This is a genomic window from Marinomonas sp. ef1 (assembly GCF_002806845.1).
GTDB lineage: Bacteria > Pseudomonadota > Gammaproteobacteria > Pseudomonadales > Marinomonadaceae > Marinomonas > Marinomonas polaris.
In genome coordinates this window covers 1-16769 of the sequence record NZ_NHTT01000013.1, presented here as the reverse complement: position 1 = coordinate 16769, position 16769 = coordinate 1, and the positions used below count along the sequence as shown (strand labels likewise).

At 40.7% G+C, this 16769-nt stretch carries 13 protein-coding genes and 2 tRNA genes; 11 read left to right on the top strand and 4 right to left on the bottom strand.

What is annotated here, in order from left to right; translation table 11 throughout:
• The 5 genes from otnK to CCS02_RS16875 are packed head-to-tail and all read left to right on the top strand — an operon-like array spanning position 1 to position 5164.
• Positions 1-1254 carry a 3-oxo-tetronate kinase gene (gene otnK, locus CCS02_RS16895; protein WP_100637213.1) on the top strand — a complete coding sequence of 418 codons (1254 nt, stop codon included), beginning with the start codon at positions 1-3 and terminating at the stop codon, positions 1252-1254.
• The gene (gene otnC / locus CCS02_RS16890; RefSeq protein ID WP_012070249.1) at positions 1254-1886 is read left to right on the top strand and encodes a 3-oxo-tetronate 4-phosphate decarboxylase; all 633 of its coding nucleotides are present in this window, start codon (positions 1254-1256) and stop codon (positions 1884-1886) included. Before otnK ends, otnC begins: the two co-directional genes overlap by 1 nt.
• Complete coding sequence (gene otnI, locus CCS02_RS16885) at positions 1886-2662, top strand: 2-oxo-tetronate isomerase (RefSeq protein WP_100637212.1); 777 nt, start codon at positions 1886-1888, stop codon at positions 2660-2662. The genes otnC and otnI overlap by 1 nt, the downstream gene beginning before the upstream one ends.
• A 33-nt stretch (positions 2663-2695) precedes the next feature.
• The gene (gene denD, locus CCS02_RS16880; protein ID WP_072839710.1) at positions 2696-3643 is read left to right on the top strand and encodes a D-erythronate dehydrogenase; all 948 of its coding nucleotides are present in this window, start codon (positions 2696-2698) and stop codon (positions 3641-3643) included.
• A 36-nt stretch (positions 3644-3679) separates the two neighbouring features.
• Complete coding sequence (locus CCS02_RS16875) at positions 3680-5164, top strand: GntP family permease (protein ID WP_100637211.1); 1485 nt, start codon at positions 3680-3682, stop codon at positions 5162-5164.
• A 55-nt stretch (positions 5165-5219) separates the two neighbouring features.
• On the opposite strand, the gene CCS02_RS16870 is transcribed toward CCS02_RS16875, so the two are convergent.
• Positions 5220-6398 carry an NAD(P)/FAD-dependent oxidoreductase gene (locus CCS02_RS16870; RefSeq protein ID WP_100637210.1) on the bottom strand — a complete coding sequence of 393 codons (1179 nt, stop codon included), beginning with the start codon at positions 6396-6398 and terminating at the stop codon, positions 5220-5222.
• Positions 6399-6743: 345 nt separating this feature from the next.
• Between CCS02_RS16870 and CCS02_RS16865 the strand changes: the two genes are divergently transcribed.
• The 6 genes from CCS02_RS16865 (at position 6744) to CCS02_RS16840 (ending at position 14722) form a co-directional block, all read left to right on the top strand.
• Complete coding sequence (locus tag CCS02_RS16865; protein ID WP_100188049.1) at positions 6744-7328, top strand: hypothetical protein; 585 nt, start codon at positions 6744-6746, stop codon at positions 7326-7328.
• 102 nt (positions 7329-7430) lie between these two features.
• Positions 7431-8726 carry an imelysin family protein gene (locus CCS02_RS16860; protein ID WP_100188050.1) on the top strand — a complete coding sequence of 432 codons (1296 nt, stop codon included), beginning with the start codon at positions 7431-7433 and terminating at the stop codon, positions 8724-8726.
• A 90-nt stretch (positions 8727-8816) separates the two neighbouring features.
• Positions 8817-10196 carry a di-heme oxidoreductase family protein gene (locus tag CCS02_RS16855; RefSeq protein WP_100188051.1) on the top strand — a complete coding sequence of 460 codons (1380 nt, stop codon included), beginning with the start codon at positions 8817-8819 and terminating at the stop codon, positions 10194-10196.
• Positions 10196-11254 carry an imelysin family protein gene (locus CCS02_RS16850; RefSeq protein WP_100188052.1) on the top strand — a complete coding sequence of 353 codons (1059 nt, stop codon included), beginning with the start codon at positions 10196-10198 and terminating at the stop codon, positions 11252-11254. Before CCS02_RS16855 ends, CCS02_RS16850 begins: the two co-directional genes overlap by 1 nt.
• Positions 11255-11260: 6 nt before the next feature.
• Entirely contained in the window at positions 11261-12367 is a 1107-nt protein-coding gene (locus tag CCS02_RS16845; RefSeq protein WP_100188053.1) for a DUF1513 domain-containing protein, read from the top strand.
• Between the two features lie 111 nt (positions 12368-12478).
• Positions 12479-14722, top strand: a complete 2244-nt coding sequence (locus tag CCS02_RS16840) for a GGDEF domain-containing phosphodiesterase (RefSeq protein ID WP_100637209.1) — start codon at positions 12479-12481, stop codon at positions 14720-14722.
• Positions 14723-14848: 126 nt separating this feature from the next.
• Here the strand turns inward: CCS02_RS16840 and CCS02_RS16835 are convergent, their stop codons facing one another.
• The 3 genes from CCS02_RS16835 to CCS02_RS16825 all read right to left on the bottom strand — a co-directional run bounded on the left by CCS02_RS16835 (position 14849) and on the right by CCS02_RS16825 (position 16743).
• The gene (locus CCS02_RS16835; protein WP_100637208.1) at positions 14849-16141 is read right to left on the bottom strand and encodes an OmpP1/FadL family transporter; all 1293 of its coding nucleotides are present in this window, start codon (positions 16139-16141) and stop codon (positions 14849-14851) included.
• A 294-nt stretch (positions 16142-16435) separates the two neighbouring features.
• Positions 16436-16511, bottom strand: a tRNA-Val gene (locus tag CCS02_RS16830).
• Between the two features lie 155 nt (positions 16512-16666).
• Positions 16667-16743: transfer RNA gene (locus CCS02_RS16825), tRNA-Asp, on the bottom strand.
• Positions 16744-16769: the final 26 nt, after the last annotated feature.

Here is a 16769-nt window from a genome sequence, read left to right as displayed (position 1 = left end):
ATGTTATTAGGTGTTATTGCCGACGACTTTACTGGTGCTACCGATATTGCAGGTTTTCTTGTTGAAAATGGCATGCGTACTATTCAAGTGAACGGCATCCCTTCAGCAAATACGGAGATAAATGCAGACGCTGTCGTCGTTAGTTTAAAGTCGCGCTCATGCCCGACCGAACAAGCGATTGAACAATCTGTTGCGGCTCTGAAATGGCTTCAAGCACAGGGCTGCAAACAATTTTATTTTAAGTACTGTTCAACCTTTGATAGCACGGCTAAAGGCAACATCGGTCCAGTAACGGATGCGCTTCTGGATGTCTTAGGCGAAGACTTTACTATTGTCTGCCCTGCCCTGCCAGTTAACGGACGCACTGTTTTTAGCGGCCATCTTTTTGTGCTTGGTCAGTTGCTCAGTGAATCAGGTATGCGTAACCACCCAGTCACTCCAATGACTAATTCTAATCTTATGGATTTGATGGACGCGCAATCTAAAGGCAAAACGGGACTGATTAATTATCAAAGTATTGAGCAAGGCGCAGACGCCATTATTGGTGAATTTGCTGAGCTAAAAGCACAAGGAAAACGTTACGCCGTTGTCGATGCTTTTACAGCGGAACACCTTAATGAGATTGGCAAAGCAGTTAGCTCATTGAAATTAGTAACTGGCGGTTCAGGTTTAGCATCAGGTATTGCAAAAAACTGGGGGGAACACTTACAAGACCAAACCCAAGCAAAACAAGCAGGTCACCCAGCCAAAGCACCAACCGTCATATTTTCAGGCTCATGCTCTGTCATGACCAACAAGCAAGTTGAGCTTTATAAAGCCAAAGCGCCTTTCTTTACCCTTGATATTGAGCAGTGCATGAGCAATGAAAACTACGTCAACGATGTGTTTGATTGGGTTGTCAGCCATGCTAACCAATCATTGGCCCCTATCGTTTACGCCACGGCGGATGCTGAAAAGCTCAAAACGATTCAGCAGCAATATGGCGCTGAGGCGTCCAGCCAAGCCGTTGAAACTCTCTTTAGTATGTTGGCTATCAAGCTGCAAGATTCCGGCATACGTAATTTTATCGTTGCAGGTGGCGAGACGTCAGGCGTTGTAACTCAAAGCCTAAAAGTCGATAGCTTTCACATCGGTCCTCAAATTGCCCCTGGCGTGCCTTGGGTAAAAGCGATCAATCAAGATTTATCGCTGGCGCTAAAATCTGGCAATTTTGGCGACGAGAACTTTTTCACCACGGCTCAGGGGTACTTTTAATGAATGAAGCTGAATTGAGACAACAGATGGTCGACTTAGCTCGCTCTATGTTTGACCGTGGCTACGCAACAGGTGGTGCCGGTAATTTATCGTTGAAACTACCTAATGGTCATTTCTTAGCGACGCCGACGGGGTCATCTTTTGGTCGCTTAGTTGCAGAAGACCTGTCTGTCGTTGATAAAAACGGTAACCACCTATCTGGTAAACGACCTTCAAAAGAAGTGGCTTTTCATCTAGCCATTTATGAGAAAGATCCAAACTGCAACGCTATCGTGCATTTGCACTCTACTTATTTGACGGCGCTTTCTTGTCTAGAAAATCTGGATCCTAGCAACGCCATCAAAGCATTTACGCCTTACTACGTGATGCGAGTCGGTGAGCTTCCGGTTGTCCCTTACTATCGCCCAGGCTCCCCACATATTGCTGAAGACCTTGCAAAACTGGCGGGCAAATATCGAGCGTTTTTGTTAGCTAATCATGGGCCAATCATCACTGGTAGCGATTTTTTAGATGCTGTTGATAATGCAGAAGAGCTAGAAGAAACCGCTAAATTGTTCTTTTTATTAGCAAACAAACCTACTCGTTATTTAACCGATGACGAAGTAACTGATCTAAAAGGGAGAGGCAAATAATGGCTAAATTTGCAGCAAATCTAACCATGTTATTTACCGATGTGCCGTTCTTAGAACGCTTTGAACGAGCACATAATGCGGGCTTTAAAGCAGTTGAATATCTATTTCCTTATGCTTTTGACGCTGATGTCTTAGCGTCTAAATTAGAGCAATATGAATTTGAACAGGCTTTGTTTAACATGCCTCCTGGCAACTGGGATGCAGGTGAACGAGGCTTTGCCGCTATCCCAGGCCGTGAAAAAGAATTCCAACAAAGTGTAGAAACCGCTTTAACCTACGCAAAAGCGCTTAACTGCAAAAAAGTACATGCTATGTCTGGCATTGTTGATCAAAACTTCACCCGTGAAGAACATATCAACACATTCATAAATAACATTCGCTTTGCCGCAGACGAATTTGCTACGCACGGTATCGAGCTCATGATTGAGCCACTGAATAACCGTGATGTTCCTAACTATTTTATTGCTCATCAAAGAGAAGCTGCTGAGCTAATAAGACAAGTAGATCGACCAAACGTCAAACTTCAATTAGACATTTATCACGCCCAAATTATGGATGGTGATCTAACCCACCTAATTCAAGATCTTGCTGATGTCACCGGTCATATTCAAATTGCTTCTGTCCCTAAAAGACATGAACCATCTGAAGGCGAAATCAACTATCCGCATTTATTCAACATATTGGACGAGTCTGGATATAAGGGCTGGATTGGCTGTGAATACAATCCAAAAAACACCACAGAAAGTGGCTTAGCTTGGGTCAAACCTTATTTATAAAAAAGTCAAAATAAAAAGTATAAGGATAAAAATATGAATATTGTCATTACTGGCGGAGCTGGTTTTTTAGGTACTGAACTATTAAAAAATTTATTGGAAAACTTCCATACAATAAACAGTATTAAAATTGTTGATAGAGTTTCATTAAATCCAGGTTTGATAACAAGTAACAGAATCCAATCTATTATTGCTGATATTACCGTTGCAGAAGAAGTTAAAAAGATCATTGATAAAGAAACAACTCATGTTTTTCATCTTGCGGCAATCGTATCAAGCCATGCGGAAGAAGATTTTGAACTTGGTATGTTGGTTAATTTAAAAGCGACTCAACTTTTATTGGATCGTTGCCGCGAAGCCAACACAAATATTCGCTTTGTTTTTTCAAGTTCTCTTGCTGTATTCGGCGGACAACTACCAGAAAAAATCGATTACATGACAGCAATGCAACCTAGTTCATCTTATGGCACTCAAAAAGCCATCTGTGAATTATTAGTGAATGACTATGCGCGAAAAGGCTTTGTTGATGCTGTATCTGTGCGCTTACCTACCATTTGCATACGCCCAGGAACACCGAATAAAGCGGCATCTTCTTTTGTTAGTGGCATCATTCGCGAACCCTTAAAGCATGAGAAAACCAACTGCCCAGTCGATCTAAATCTACCCCTGTGGGTATCCAGCCCAAACACTGTCATTAAAAATATTGTTCACGCCAGTCAGATCAATACAGATAGTTTAGAGGGATTTAGAACCATTAACCTACCGGGCTTACAAACATCTCCAAAAGAAATGATTGAATGCCTTTCCAGCGAATATGATGAGTCTTATCTTGGTTTTATTTCCTATGAAAAAGACTCAAAGATCGAAAAAATCGTTTCAAGCTGGCCAAAATCCATTAATAACGAAAAAGAGCTATCACTAGGCTTTATAAAAGATAGCAACTTCAATTCGATATTTAGTGAATATGTAGAATCAGTAAAATAAAAAATAATCTCTAATAAAAATAAAGGAAATAAAAACATGCTACCTATATCTGTAATCGGCTTGATAATAGCTGTATTCGTTTTAATATTTTTAGTATTAAGAACAAGAGTTCACGTGTTAATTGCCATGCTAATTGCAGCATGCATTGCCGGTTTAATCGGTGGGTTGAGTGTTGATGAAACCATGTTAGCCATTAGCAAAGGATTTGGTGGAACATTAGGCGGTATCGGTATTGTTATCGGTTTAGGCGTCATGATGGGGGCAATTTTAGAAACCTCTGGTGCTGGCGAATCAATTGCTTATCACTTCATCAAGTGGCTAGGGAAGAAAAAAGAGGAAATGGCTTTAGCTATTACAGGCTACATCGTCAGTATTCCTGTTTTTGTGGACAGCGCACTGATAATTTTGTACCCGATTGCTAAGTCTTTAGCAAAAAAATCCGATCGCTCTATCTTAACCTTAACAGTAGCGCTTGCTGGTGGTTTGGTTGTTGCCCATCACTGTATTCCACCAACACCTGGCCCATTGGGCGTAGCAAGTATCTTTAATGTCGACTTGGCTTCTATGCTTGGTTTTGGTCTCTTAATCGCCATTCCTTGTGTATACGGTATTGTTTTGTATGCTCGCTGGTTGGAAAAGCACTTCCCTGAATTTTCAGTTTCACCAACTTTAGCCGCTGATGACGATCTTAAGAAAATCCATGATGATTACATGGCTTCTAAGGAGTCAAAAGAACTTCCTTCGCTGATTAAATCAATCATGCCGATTGTGGTTCCAATCGTCCTAATTTTAATTAAGTCGCTTATGAGTCTTGCCGAGAAACAATTCGGTATGGAAGGCTTATCTACTAGCGTCGTTGGTGTTGCTTTTAACTTCCTTGGTAATCCTATTATTGCGCTTTCAATCAGTACATTACTTGCTGTGTATACGCTAACGCCTTATTTGGATAAAGAGACAACAACCCGGAAACTAGAAGAAGGCATATCTACTTGTGGCATCATTCTTTTGGTAACAGGCGCAGGTGGTGCATTAGGCAGCGTATTACGTGAATCTGGCGCAGGTGCAGAAATTGCTAACCAAATTGTTGCTCTTTCTATATCGCCAATCATGATCCCGTTCATTATTGCGACCTTAGTTAGAATCATCCAAGGAAGCGGCACGGTGTCGATGATTACTGCAGCCTCTATCTCAGCGCCAGTACTAGCAGAAATGCAAGGCGTTAACATGCTGTTTGCTGCGTCTGCCGCAACTATGGGGAGTTTGTTCGCTGGTTACTTTAATGACAGCCTATTCCACATTGTTAACCGTTTAATGGGCGTTACTGAAGTGAAAAAACAGTTGGTGATCTGGACTGTTCCAACAACAATAGCTTGGGCTATTGGTGGATCACTTATCATGATCCTGAACCTAATATTCGGCAGCCTAGGCAGCATCTACGATCCTGTACTACCCTTACTCGTATTAGCTGGCTGTATCTTGTTTGTAAAAAGCCAAAGCAAGCCACAAATCAAGACAGCTTAATAGATATAATTAAATAAGCATCAAAGGGCCGACAGTTAAATGTCGGCTTTTTTTTTCAAACATACTGTCCTGCACAAAACCCGCTCGCCCATGCCCACTGGAAGTTATAACCACCAAGCCAACCTGTTACGTCGAGCACTTCACCAATAAAATAAAGCCCTTTTTGTTTTTGTGATTCGAAGGTTTTCGAGGAGACTTCGTTGGTGTTTACGCCACCTAGAGTTACTTCTGCGGTGCGATAGCCTTCGGTACCATTAGGAGCGATGTCAAAGTTGGCAAGATAATGAAACAGGCTGTCGATTTGATCGTTGGATGTTTGTGCGCTTCGCTCGGTTAACCAAGGTAATTCTATTTTAATTAGCTCTACCAATCGCTTTGGTAATAAATTTGATAAGAATCCTTCGTAGCTTTTTTTCGGAGTACTTTGGCGCACAGCAAGTAAGTCGTCTAACGATAAAGTCGGTGCGATATTAATGTTGAGCGCTTCGCCCGGTTGCCAAAAATTGGTTATTTGCAAAATAGATGGGCCACTTACGCCACGATGAGTAAACAGCATTGGCTCTTGAAAAGTCACACCACTTGCTGTTGCGGAGATCTCGCACGCAATACCTGACAATTCAGCTAGTTGTGCTTTACGATCTGGTTGTACCGTAATAGGCACTAAGCTAGCACGAGTTGGTAAAATATTGTGTCCGACTTGTTTAGCGATGTCGTAACCAAAGCCTGTTGCACCCATGGTTGGAATCGACAAACCACCAGTGGCAACCACGAGGGATTCGCAAGTAAAGTCCCCTTGGTTAGTTTTAATAACGGTCTGCCCGTCTTGAAAATCAATATTATGAATTTTTGTATTTAACTTTAACTCTGCCCCAGACCATTCAAGCTCTGTCAGCAATATATCAAGCAGGTCTTTTGCGGAATGTTCACAAAATAATTGTCCTGGAGTTTTCTCCACATAATCTAAACCATGACGATCCACTAGATCAACAAAGTCTTGCGACGAAAAACGACGTAGCGCAGAAATACAGAAGTATGGGTTGTCAGATAAAAAATGTTTAGGAGCAGCATCCATGTTAGTAAAATTGCAACGACCTCCACCAGACATAAGAATTTTTTTACCTGCTCTATTTGCGTGATCCAACACCACCACTTTTTTACCTCGGTAGCCTGCTGTTGCCGCACACATTAAACCAGACGCTCCGGCACCAATTACGATCACATCAACTTTATCCACAACCTACCCCATCACTTATTTGTGGCTGCATTATAGTGTCTGGGTCATTTATTACCATCGAATCGGGTGTGTTTTTCGCCAAATAAAAGCAAAAAAAGAATTACAAAATCTTGTCCACAGAAACCGTTAAGAAGGCTGTGGGAATCATGAATATTCCCTTAAAATTCAATACACTAAATAAAATCAAACATTATTTGTTAATTTTTTTAAAAACATCAAACAGACCAAAACCAAGAATTTTTTTGAGAAATGCAAACTATTTTTAAAAAAGACTCTGTACAAATATACTGTCTGAATATACAGTACTGTACAAATAAACAGTAAAGATATTTTAAGGATGTGGATATGATCAAGCTAATAAGCCCTACTCATACTATTCATAAAGTTGCACTTTTTGGCATCATCGCCTTAGCTTTGTACGCGCCAGCAAAGGATCTAGTTGAATTTGCAGAAACACATTTTGCAAAAGAAAGCATTCAGATTGTTGATGCATCATTTGGTACTAATATGCCTTGGCAGGAAGCAAGCTCTTCTTATGTTAAAGTCAGCCAAAATGCACAAACAAGCCTATCCAGTTCTCAAATTATCTATACGAAATTACGCTTTACTAATCCGACGTCTGAACCACAAACCTATCGTAAGATTTGGTTGAATTTCTCTCACGCAAACGGTGATCAGGAATACACTACGGATTACACCTTATATAACACTGAAACTCGTCAGCGACTTATTGGGCAGTCAATTCAGTTAGGGGCTAACAGCAGTATTGATGTAGTTGCAGCGTATCGATTCATTCCTAGCTATAAGAACAAATCACCAATCAGCATGAGTGTTTCTTGGGAAGGACAGAATCTTTTAAGAGATAAAGCATGTGAATATGACCTTCACAATACGGCAGGCAATACCTTTCAATATCAGTGTGGGAATTAATAGTTCCCCACTATTAATGTAAAAAATGTGCAAAGACAGTCATTGATAATCGTTTTCATTTCTAATATTATGCTTTAACAAAATAATATTGGAGCTTCAGACATGAAACGATTGTTAACCCCCATCGCAATTTGCGTTACTGGTGCGATGCTTACAGCCTGCGGACCAGCTACCGTAAAAAAAGAATCTAGCGTTATCACAGCAGATTCAGTTGTCGTTCATTATGCTGATATTGCCGAAGCTGTTTATGGTGACTCTTTAACAACTGCAAAAACACTTCGTTCCTCTATTGATACATTCTTAGCTAATCCTACAGAAGTAAACTTGAAAGCCGCTCGTACTGCATGGGTTGCTGCTCGTGTTCCTTATCAGCAAAGCGAAGTCTATCGCTTCGGCAATCCAATTGTGGATGAGTGGGAAGGTAAAGTTAACGCTTGGCCATTAGACGAAGGCCTGATCGATTACGTTGCAGCAGACAGCTACGGAACCGAATCCGATTTAAACCCTCTTTATGCTGCAAATGTTATCGCCTCTACAAGTTTGATGATTGGCGGCGTGAAAATAGATACAACCAATATTACTCCTGCACTTATTGCCGACAGCCTTCAAGAAGCTGATGGCGTAGAAGCAAATGTCGCTAGTGGTTATCACGCCATTGAGTTTTTACTATGGGGTCAAGATCTAAACGGCACTAATCCTGGAGCGGGCGAACGTCCTGCTACGGATTTTGATCTAAATAATTGTTCAAATGGCAACTGCGATCGTCGCCGTGACTATTTAGTAGCGGCTACCGATTTGCTTATTTCCGATTTAGAAGAAATGGCGAATAATTGGAAACAAGGTGGCGCTGCACGTGTTGCATTATTGGAACAATCACCAGAACAAGGCCTATCTACTATTCTTACCGGTATGGGAAGTTTGGCATATGGCGAATTAGGTGGCGAAAGAACTAAACTTGGTTTGATGTTGCACGACCCAGAAGAAGAACATGACTGCTTCTCTGACAATACACATTGGTCACACTACTATGACGCTAAAGGCATCAAAAATGCCTATCTAGGTGAGTACAAACGTGTAGACGGTAGCTGGGTTAAAGGTGCATCTCTATCTGATCTTGTCGCTAAGCAAAACCCTCAGTTAGACACAGAAATGAAGCAAAAGCTAAACGAAACAGAAGCTGCTGCACAGGCAATGGTAGATGCCGCTAAAAAAGGCCAGACCTTTGATGTTCTAATTGCGATGAATAACACTAAAGGCAATCAACTGGTACAAAACTTTGTTGATTCATTAGTTAATGAAACACGTACTACTGAAGAAGTCATTCATGAGTTGAACCTTGAAGGTATTGCTCTTGAAGGGTCAGACAGCTTAGACAACCCAAGTGCGGTATTTCAATAGAGAGCAGAATAATCTACCACCCTATAAAATTAACGAATGGGATACCAAGGAAGATGTGTCATTTAGTCAGTTAATGGTATTTGTCTATTTATGACAGCAAATGTAAGAAATGGTATTTTTCTAGTAGCTGGCGTTTACGCCAGCTTTTTTTGTTTTCAGAACACAGCTGTAGCCAGTGATTATTCAACACCTCTTGTAGGAATTAAGGTTGAAGACAAACTCGACTTTCATATTGGCGAAGGTGTATTTCAAAAGTTTTGGGTACCAGCACCCTCTTCGACGACCGCTAGCGATGGTTTAGGTCCGCTATTTAATACTCGCTCGTGCAATAATTGCCATGTCAATAATGGTCGTGGTCACGCTCCAGAAGCGAATATAAGTGGCGCATCCGTTCCTTCTTTTTTAATTAAGCTAGGAAAGTCTTACCCTGCTTACGACAACAAGACCAATAAAATCTATCCTCACATTGGCGACAAACGTTATGGACATCAGTTACAAGGCCAAAGCTCTCCAGGTATTTCGCCTGAAGGCGATTATTACCTCACCTACAGTACGTACACTGAAACACTAGACGATGGTACAGAAGTCAAACTAAGAAAACCCAAACTTCATTGGAGCAAGCTTAATTATGGCGACTTCGAAAGCAACACTGGCTTTACCATGCTGGTATCACCAGCTTTGGTTGGAATGGGGTTATTAGATAACATTCCTGACGAAATAATTATATCTGGCGCCGATCCTGACGATACAAATAACGATGGCATTAGTGGACGTGTCAGCTGGATATTCAATGGTGAAAAAAAGGTCATTGGTCGTTTTGGCTATAAAGCCTCTGTGGCAAGTGTTAGCGCGCAAAATCAGTCTGCATTTAATACCGATTTAGGACTATCGACGCCGCTTAATCCGTCACCGTCGGGCGACTGCACAGCTTTTCAACGCGATTGCATGGAAAGCCCAAATGGTAACAGTCCACATTTAGATAATTTGGAAGTCGATAAACAGCAAGCTAGATTGGTCGATCTTTTTGTATCATTGTCTTCACCTCCAGCAATGCGTAATCTAACCAGCGACATTTTTTTAGACGGAAAGCGCTTTTTTGAAGAAGGAGGTTGCGCTAGCTGTCACATTCCCAAAATGAAAACGGGCAATAATTCAGATTTTGCGGTATTAAATAATCGTACTTTTTACCCTTTTACAGACATGCTATTACACGATATGGGACCAGAACTCGCTAGTGGATTTCCAAGCTTTTCAGCATCCTCGAGCGAATGGCGAACAGCGCCATTATGGGGCATTGGATTATCTGAAAAAATCTCAGGCCGTGTTGGCTTCTTGCATGATGGTCGTGCTCGAACAATAGAAGAAGCCATTCTTTGGCATGGCGGAGAAGCTAAACGTAGCAAAGAATTTTATAAGAATCTAAACAAAGAACAACGCAAAAAACTCATTTACTTTTTGGAGTCGCTTTAATGAAACATTTTCCTAAGCTAATAGCCCTAGCCATTAGCGCTTCCACACCTCTGCTTGCCTTAGCTGGTCAGTGGGAAGGTCCACTCGACGGCATCGTAGCCAACGTGGTCAAACAAGGCTATGAATCCTATTCTGAATCATCAAAGACATTACAACAACGCACAGATGCACTCTGTGCTTCACCATCTAAAGAAACACTTCATGACGCGCAAGACGCGTTCCAGACCAATGCGTTGGATTGGCAGCAGGTTCAGTGGCTAAACTTTGGCCCCGTCACTTACTTTATGCGTTACTACGCTTTTGAGTATTGGCCCGACAAAAAAGGCGTAACTCAACGTCAACTAAGAGCTCTAGCACAAGGCGATCCTGCAGTTATGGATGCACCAAAATTCTGGACATCAGCGAGTATTGCGGTACGCGGCTTAACGGCAATCGAAAGTTTGCTTTACCACCCTGATTTCGAGCCAATACAATCCGCCGAGCATTGTCGTTTGCTTGAAAAAGTCACAGCTCATCACTTAGAAAGTGCTGACGCTGTCGCAAAGCAATGGCAAAATGGAACAGCGCAAGATTGGGTATTTGACGAAGAAGGCACTGGCTTTGATCCAGAAAAAGTCGCACTAGAATTGTTTTTACAGCAATGGATCGAGCATATGTCGGCGGTTAAAGACGCCAAGCTTGAAACCCCGATAGGCTATAACAGCCGTGAAAACCTAAAACTTGCCGAATTTTACCGAAGCGATCTTTCCTTAAGAGCCATCCAAAAGAATTTGCAGTCATATCGTGAGATTTATCATGCAGGCTCACCGTCTTTGTATGAAATCGCCAAACAGAAAAATCCTGAGCTAGCTGAACAGTTTGAAGTACAACTAACGCAGAATATTAAATTAGCACTTCAATTACCGAGTGATTTTTTCCATGCAAACCATACACAAGAAGATCGTATTGCTCTAGCGAAACCTTTAGTGAAATCGATATCTAATAGCCAGTCTTATCTCGCCAGTATGGTTACTCAACTAGGCTTCCAGATAGGCTTTAATAGCAGAGACGGAGACTAACCATAGATGCTTTCAAGACGGTCTTTCCTTGCGATGAGTGGCGCAGTCATTACTGCACCATCATGGGCAACATTAACCCAACAGGATGCAGGTAAGAAACTTTACGCCTCCGCATATTCTTTGAATAAACAAGAACATTTTTTTGGTCTATTCGATGAAAAAGGCGACATAGTATGGAATGTTCAACTTTTAGATAGAGCACACGCTCCGGTTGTCCACCCTAGCCAAAGCATTGTTGGTATTGTTGCCCGAAGGCCTGGTTTTTTTATAGATTTCTTTAATGTATCGACTCATCAAAGAATAACGAGAATCGAGCCTATTAAAGAACATCATTTTTATGGTCACGCTCTTTTTACCACTGATGGCAAACACCTAATCACTCAAGAAAACCACTACCCATCCGGACAAGGTAAAATATTTGTGCGCGATTGGCCAAGTGGCCAGGTGATTCAATCTTTTAACAGTAATGGTATTGGCCCTCATGAGTCCGTTCTTTTAAATGACCAAGTATTAGTGATTGCCAATGGTGGATTGATGACTCATCCAGACGAAGACCGAAAAATCTTAAATCTGGATACCATGAAGCCAAACGTTACTTATCTAAATCTAAAAGATGGTAGCATTTTAAATCAGTCTGCCAATAGCGATGATTTACACCAATTGAGCATCCGACACCTTGATGTAAACCAACAAGGAATCGTTGCATTAGGTTTTCAATATCAAGGCGAAATGTGGGACCAAGTACCATTAGTTGCCCTATCTCGTCTTGATCAGTTAGAACTAGAATATCTGCCTATTCCAGAAGAAGTGAGAGTTAGATTTAAACAGTACTGTGGCAGCGTTTGCTTCGATAGCTCAGGTGAAATACTTGCTATAAGTACACCTAGAGGTGGATTAGTTGCCTACTGGCATGTGAGCTCAAAAACCTTCTTAGGAGTGGAAAACTGCCGAGATGTTTGCGGTCTGGTTGCTACAGACAACGCCCATGAATTTTTACTAACAAGCGGTATTGGCTCTCAACTAAAAAGCAATCCTGTACAAAACGTCAGCAAAGAGCTCAAAAAATACACAACCTTACATTGGGACAATCATTTACGACAAATAAACACATGATTTTTTAATTTAAATTATAAACTGGCATAGTCAAATTCTTGATTTTTAGGTACTGTCTATTGAAAGCCGCAAATAACTGCGGCTTATTTTTTCGCATTATGAAGTTTATTAATGTTTATCAATTTTCTTAAAAATTATTTTTTGGTTGATTCAGCGCAATCTGCAGGAGGCGATGAAAAAGCACTCCAGCAAAACGCTTTACGAATTTTACTCGCGCTGACGACCTGCATCTTTATAGTGTCAGAAATACATTCGTTATTTATCCCAAGAGACCTCTCCTTTTTAGGAATCAATAGCGTGTATTTATGTCTTCTCGGAGGGCTACTTTACTTCAGTAAAAAACACACAAAGATTACAGCAGTTTTATTTCTTATCACTCTAATCACAACAAGCCTTCTGCTACTGGCATTCAGCGATGAATTTCATGCTGAAAAATACGCTTTAGTATCTCTATATTCTTTACCACTCATTACTCGCTTGCTTTTCAGCTTTAAAGCCTCCTTAGTAGCGATGATTATTAATATCTATCCTTTTTACTTGGTGACTAGTGATAACACCCAAATAGACATCGCATCTTCTTTCTATTTTCAGTTACTCACGTTTGTTACACTGAACATTGGCTTACCTTTCGCAGTCTCAAGAATTATTCAAACTCTCGAAAACAACACCTCTCACATGCGATTGCTTTATCAAAAACTTAATGATAATTACGCCATGTATGAGGAATTTTTTGAGAACACAGGGACGCCTACTTTACTTTGCGATCAACGAGGCAAAATCCTCAAAGCTAATCAATTAGTTCGTGAGTTACTTACAGATTCCCCACAAAAAAACATATCAGATTCAACCATTACTGATTGGCTATCTCCTCTTGGTGAAACTGGTCGTTTTTTTTGGCAATCAAACATAGCGGAATGCACACTAAAGCAAAAAACAAACATACACATTGAGATACGTAGAGCATCGTTAACCCAACATGGTTATTATGTTCTTCATTTGCAAAACACGACTCAATTAAAAGCAATACAGCAAGAACTTGAAAACACACAACAAACTAACAGTCGTTTAGCACACTTTGATTTACTCACACTTTTACCTAACCATAGACACTTCTGTAGACAAGTAAATCAACGCATTGATGAGCAAGACAATCACTTAACTGGTGCTATGTTCATTATCCGTATCAGCCAGTTTAAATTACTAAATAAACAATACGGTAAAGATAACGCCAACAAAGTTATTCTCAATTTCTCAAAAACACTGCAAAAAAAGCTATCCGAACAAGCCATTATTGGTCGCTTACGAGGCGTAAAATTTTCCTGTTTTGTACCATTAGGACAAGCTTATTTAATTCAAAAAAACCTATCTGCCCTCATACATTCTGTACTACCTAGCCAGATAACAGTTGATGGCAATAGATTAAATATGGACTATCAAGTTGGTATAGCCTATTACCATACCGACGGTAAAACGGCAGAAGAACTATTAGAACACTGTGAAATGGCATTAGAGTATTCGACAAGTACAGATAGATTCTCATACTACAACCACAGCCTCGAACAAAAACTCATTGAAGAACACAAGCTTGGCCTAAAGTTGAGTACAGCCATTAAAAATAAAAAAATAGTATTATGGCTACAACCACAAGTATCGCCAAATGGACAAATCCGCTCCTTTGAGGCTCTCGCTAGATGGCAATGTGATGGACAATTTGTTCCACCTACCACTTTCATTAAAATCGCAGAAAAATTAGGCTTACTTCCGCTACTTGCCGAAAACCTAGTACGCGAACTCGTAAGCACTCTCACAGAATGGCATAAAGAGCATATTCATACTCCAATAGCCTTTAATCTGGCTGGGCAAGAACTTATGAATGATTCATTTTTTGCTCTGTTGATGGCATTGATTGCTGATAACCCATGGTTGAGTGATATGTTAGAACTTGAGATTACAGAAACCAGCCCAGTAATGACTCACCCGCTTATACACAAGCGTTTAAGAAGCTTATCTCAATATGGCTACTCAATTGCCATTGATGACTTTGGCACAGGTCAGGCGTCACTGGGACAGCTTGTAGACATTCCCGCTAACATTCTCAAAATAGACCGTCGTTTTGTTTCTCCCTTGCCTGGCGATCAACGTCATGTAGATATAGTGAAATCCACCATACAACTAGCAGAATCACTTGGCATGAAAGTGATTGCAGAAGGTATCGAAACCAAAGAACAAGCTAATCTGCTGGCAGCACTAGGCTGCCAGACACTACAAGGCTATTACTTTGCCAAACCTTCCCCTATGTCAGACTGGACAGAAAGAGATAACGCCAAAGCAAAAGAACTGCGCATGGTATATTAAGACACTTTATCAAAAGTAATAAAAACAACGCCTTCCTCAAAATATCATCAAATGCCAGACACAAAAAAGCCAGAGTTCAAATTGAATTCTGGCTTTTTTAAAGTGCAATAACTATGAAGGGATGACTTAGAACGCCATGTTCATAGCAACAGAGACAACATTGGCTGAGGATTCATAATCTGCGTTTAACTTCCCACGAGCAGAATCTTCAGTTAAACCACTACGATTAACTGAAACATCCTCTATCATCACATGGGTAAAGGCGAAGGTAGCCGATGTCATATCATTGAAGTTATAAGTCCCGCCAATAGAGATCCATTTACGATCACCATCCGGTGTACGAGCAGAACGATACTCATCAGTAACAGGCGAATTATCCATAGCAACACCAGTCCGTAAGGTCAACTTATCAGAGTAGAAGTAAGTCAAGCCCGCAGAATACATCCATTGATCTTCAAAACCAAAAGTAAGTACTGAGTTACTTTGCGCGCTATCAAAGTCAATATTAATACCATCCATTGACCCCCAACCCGTTCTAATAGCAGTAAGACCTAACACTAATTTGGGTGTCAAATCCTGCTCAACACTCAATGTCAGTACTGAGGGAAAAGTAATTGAGTCACTTACAGAAGCATCAGAAAGTTTAGCATATCCTGCTAAAGCGCTATTCACATCAGTATATTTTACATCACCCTTGAAATCAAAATCCACTTCACTACGATACCCTAAACCTACACGTGTACCTTTTCTTGGTTCTAATGCCACACCCAAACTATATCCGTAACTTATATCGTCCGCCTCAATGCGACCAACGCCCTCTCTTAAAGGAGCATTAACTGCACCTACAGACGATTCTAAGACAACTTCCGCACGATGCACTTGAATACTCGCACCTAATGACACCCAATCATTCATACGATGTGCAAGAGCAAAACTTAATGCAATATCTTGAATTGCTGTTTCCGTAGCATGAAAACGGCCAGCCCAATCTTGACCATAATCACCCGACAAACCAAACGGTACGTTTAACGAGATGCCAGCCACAGTCTTATCATTAATAGGTTTCGCAAAATAGAAAGCAGGAACTAAAGTATTATCAACAGAATCATTTGTCGCGCCATCTGCAGTTAAATCTGTACCCTGAGCATCTGATGCAGAATTTACTGTCACATCCATACTTGGCATGACATAAGCACCCGATGCATAAACTGTTGTCTCTTTAGCATTTACAAAGAGCGCAGGGTTCCAGAAGCTGGCAGAAATATCTTCATTAGAAGCCGCTACACCACCTAAGGCCTTACCTGAAGCTGTAGCACTGTGATCATTTAAAGCAAAACCTGCAGAATAAGCTGATGACGCTGCTGCCACAGAGACCGCAACAAGACTTGCTCTAAACATGAATTTTGAGGAAGTAGTCATAAATAAGCTCCATTGTTATTTTTATTGGAAATTTTATTTTTTATCATTGTGTCACTTATACGCTTCAAGTATAGAAGCACATAGCCTGATATTACCAGCAAGTATTTCTTACGCAATACAATATTTACACAATATTAGGCTAAAAAGGAAAAATAATGATAAGTAATAGATAAACTTACAATATAAAAAATAATTTTGAGGGATTTACCATAAAAAATACGAAGGAAGGTAAATTTTTGAGCTGAATAAGATTTTTGATTAGGTAGGAAAATAAATAGGGAATAATTAACGATATGGTGGGTGTGGAGAGGTTCGAACTCCCGACATTCGCCTTGTAAGGGCGACGCTCTCCCAACTGAGCTACACACCCAATCATGATTTTATCAATATAATGTGGAAGTTGTTCAACTTCGAGGTATAAGAGCTTTATTAGCATAAAGACTAATAATATAAACTACAGCCTCACAATGTGAGGTGATTACCTTTTCCTGAGTTAATATAACTAAATATTAGAACTGAGAAAAATGGCGGAATGGACGGGACTCGAACCCGCGACCCCCTGCGTGACAGGCAGGTATTCTAACCAACTGAACTACCACTCCAACACAATCTAGCTCTTTACTTATTG

Bases quoted from the DNA above. Each gene is read 5' to 3' on its own strand.
- otnK (WP_100637213.1), top strand. From the start codon at position 1: ATGTTATTAGGTGTTATTGCCGACGACTTTACTGGTGCTACCGATATT.
- otnC (WP_012070249.1), top strand. From the start codon at position 1,254: ATGAATGAAGCTGAATTGAGACAACAGATGGTCGACTTAGCTCGCTCT.
- otnI (WP_100637212.1), top strand. From the start codon at position 1,886: ATGGCTAAATTTGCAGCAAATCTAACCATGTTATTTACCGATGTGCCG.
- denD (WP_072839710.1), top strand. From the start codon at position 2,696: ATGAATATTGTCATTACTGGCGGAGCTGGTTTTTTAGGTACTGAACTA.
- CCS02_RS16875 (WP_100637211.1), top strand. From the start codon at position 3,680: ATGCTACCTATATCTGTAATCGGCTTGATAATAGCTGTATTCGTTTTA.
- CCS02_RS16865 (WP_100188049.1), top strand. From the start codon at position 6,744: ATGATCAAGCTAATAAGCCCTACTCATACTATTCATAAAGTTGCACTT.
- CCS02_RS16860 (WP_100188050.1), top strand. From the start codon at position 7,431: ATGAAACGATTGTTAACCCCCATCGCAATTTGCGTTACTGGTGCGATG.
- CCS02_RS16855 (WP_100188051.1), top strand. From the start codon at position 8,817: ATGACAGCAAATGTAAGAAATGGTATTTTTCTAGTAGCTGGCGTTTAC.
- CCS02_RS16850 (WP_100188052.1), top strand. From the start codon at position 10,196: ATGAAACATTTTCCTAAGCTAATAGCCCTAGCCATTAGCGCTTCCACA.
- CCS02_RS16845 (WP_100188053.1), top strand. From the start codon at position 11,261: ATGCTTTCAAGACGGTCTTTCCTTGCGATGAGTGGCGCAGTCATTACT.
- CCS02_RS16840 (WP_100637209.1), top strand. From the start codon at position 12,479: ATGTTTATCAATTTTCTTAAAAATTATTTTTTGGTTGATTCAGCGCAA.
- CCS02_RS16835 (WP_100637208.1), bottom strand. From the start codon at position 16,141: ATGACTACTTCCTCAAAATTCATGTTTAGAGCAAGTCTTGTTGCGGTC.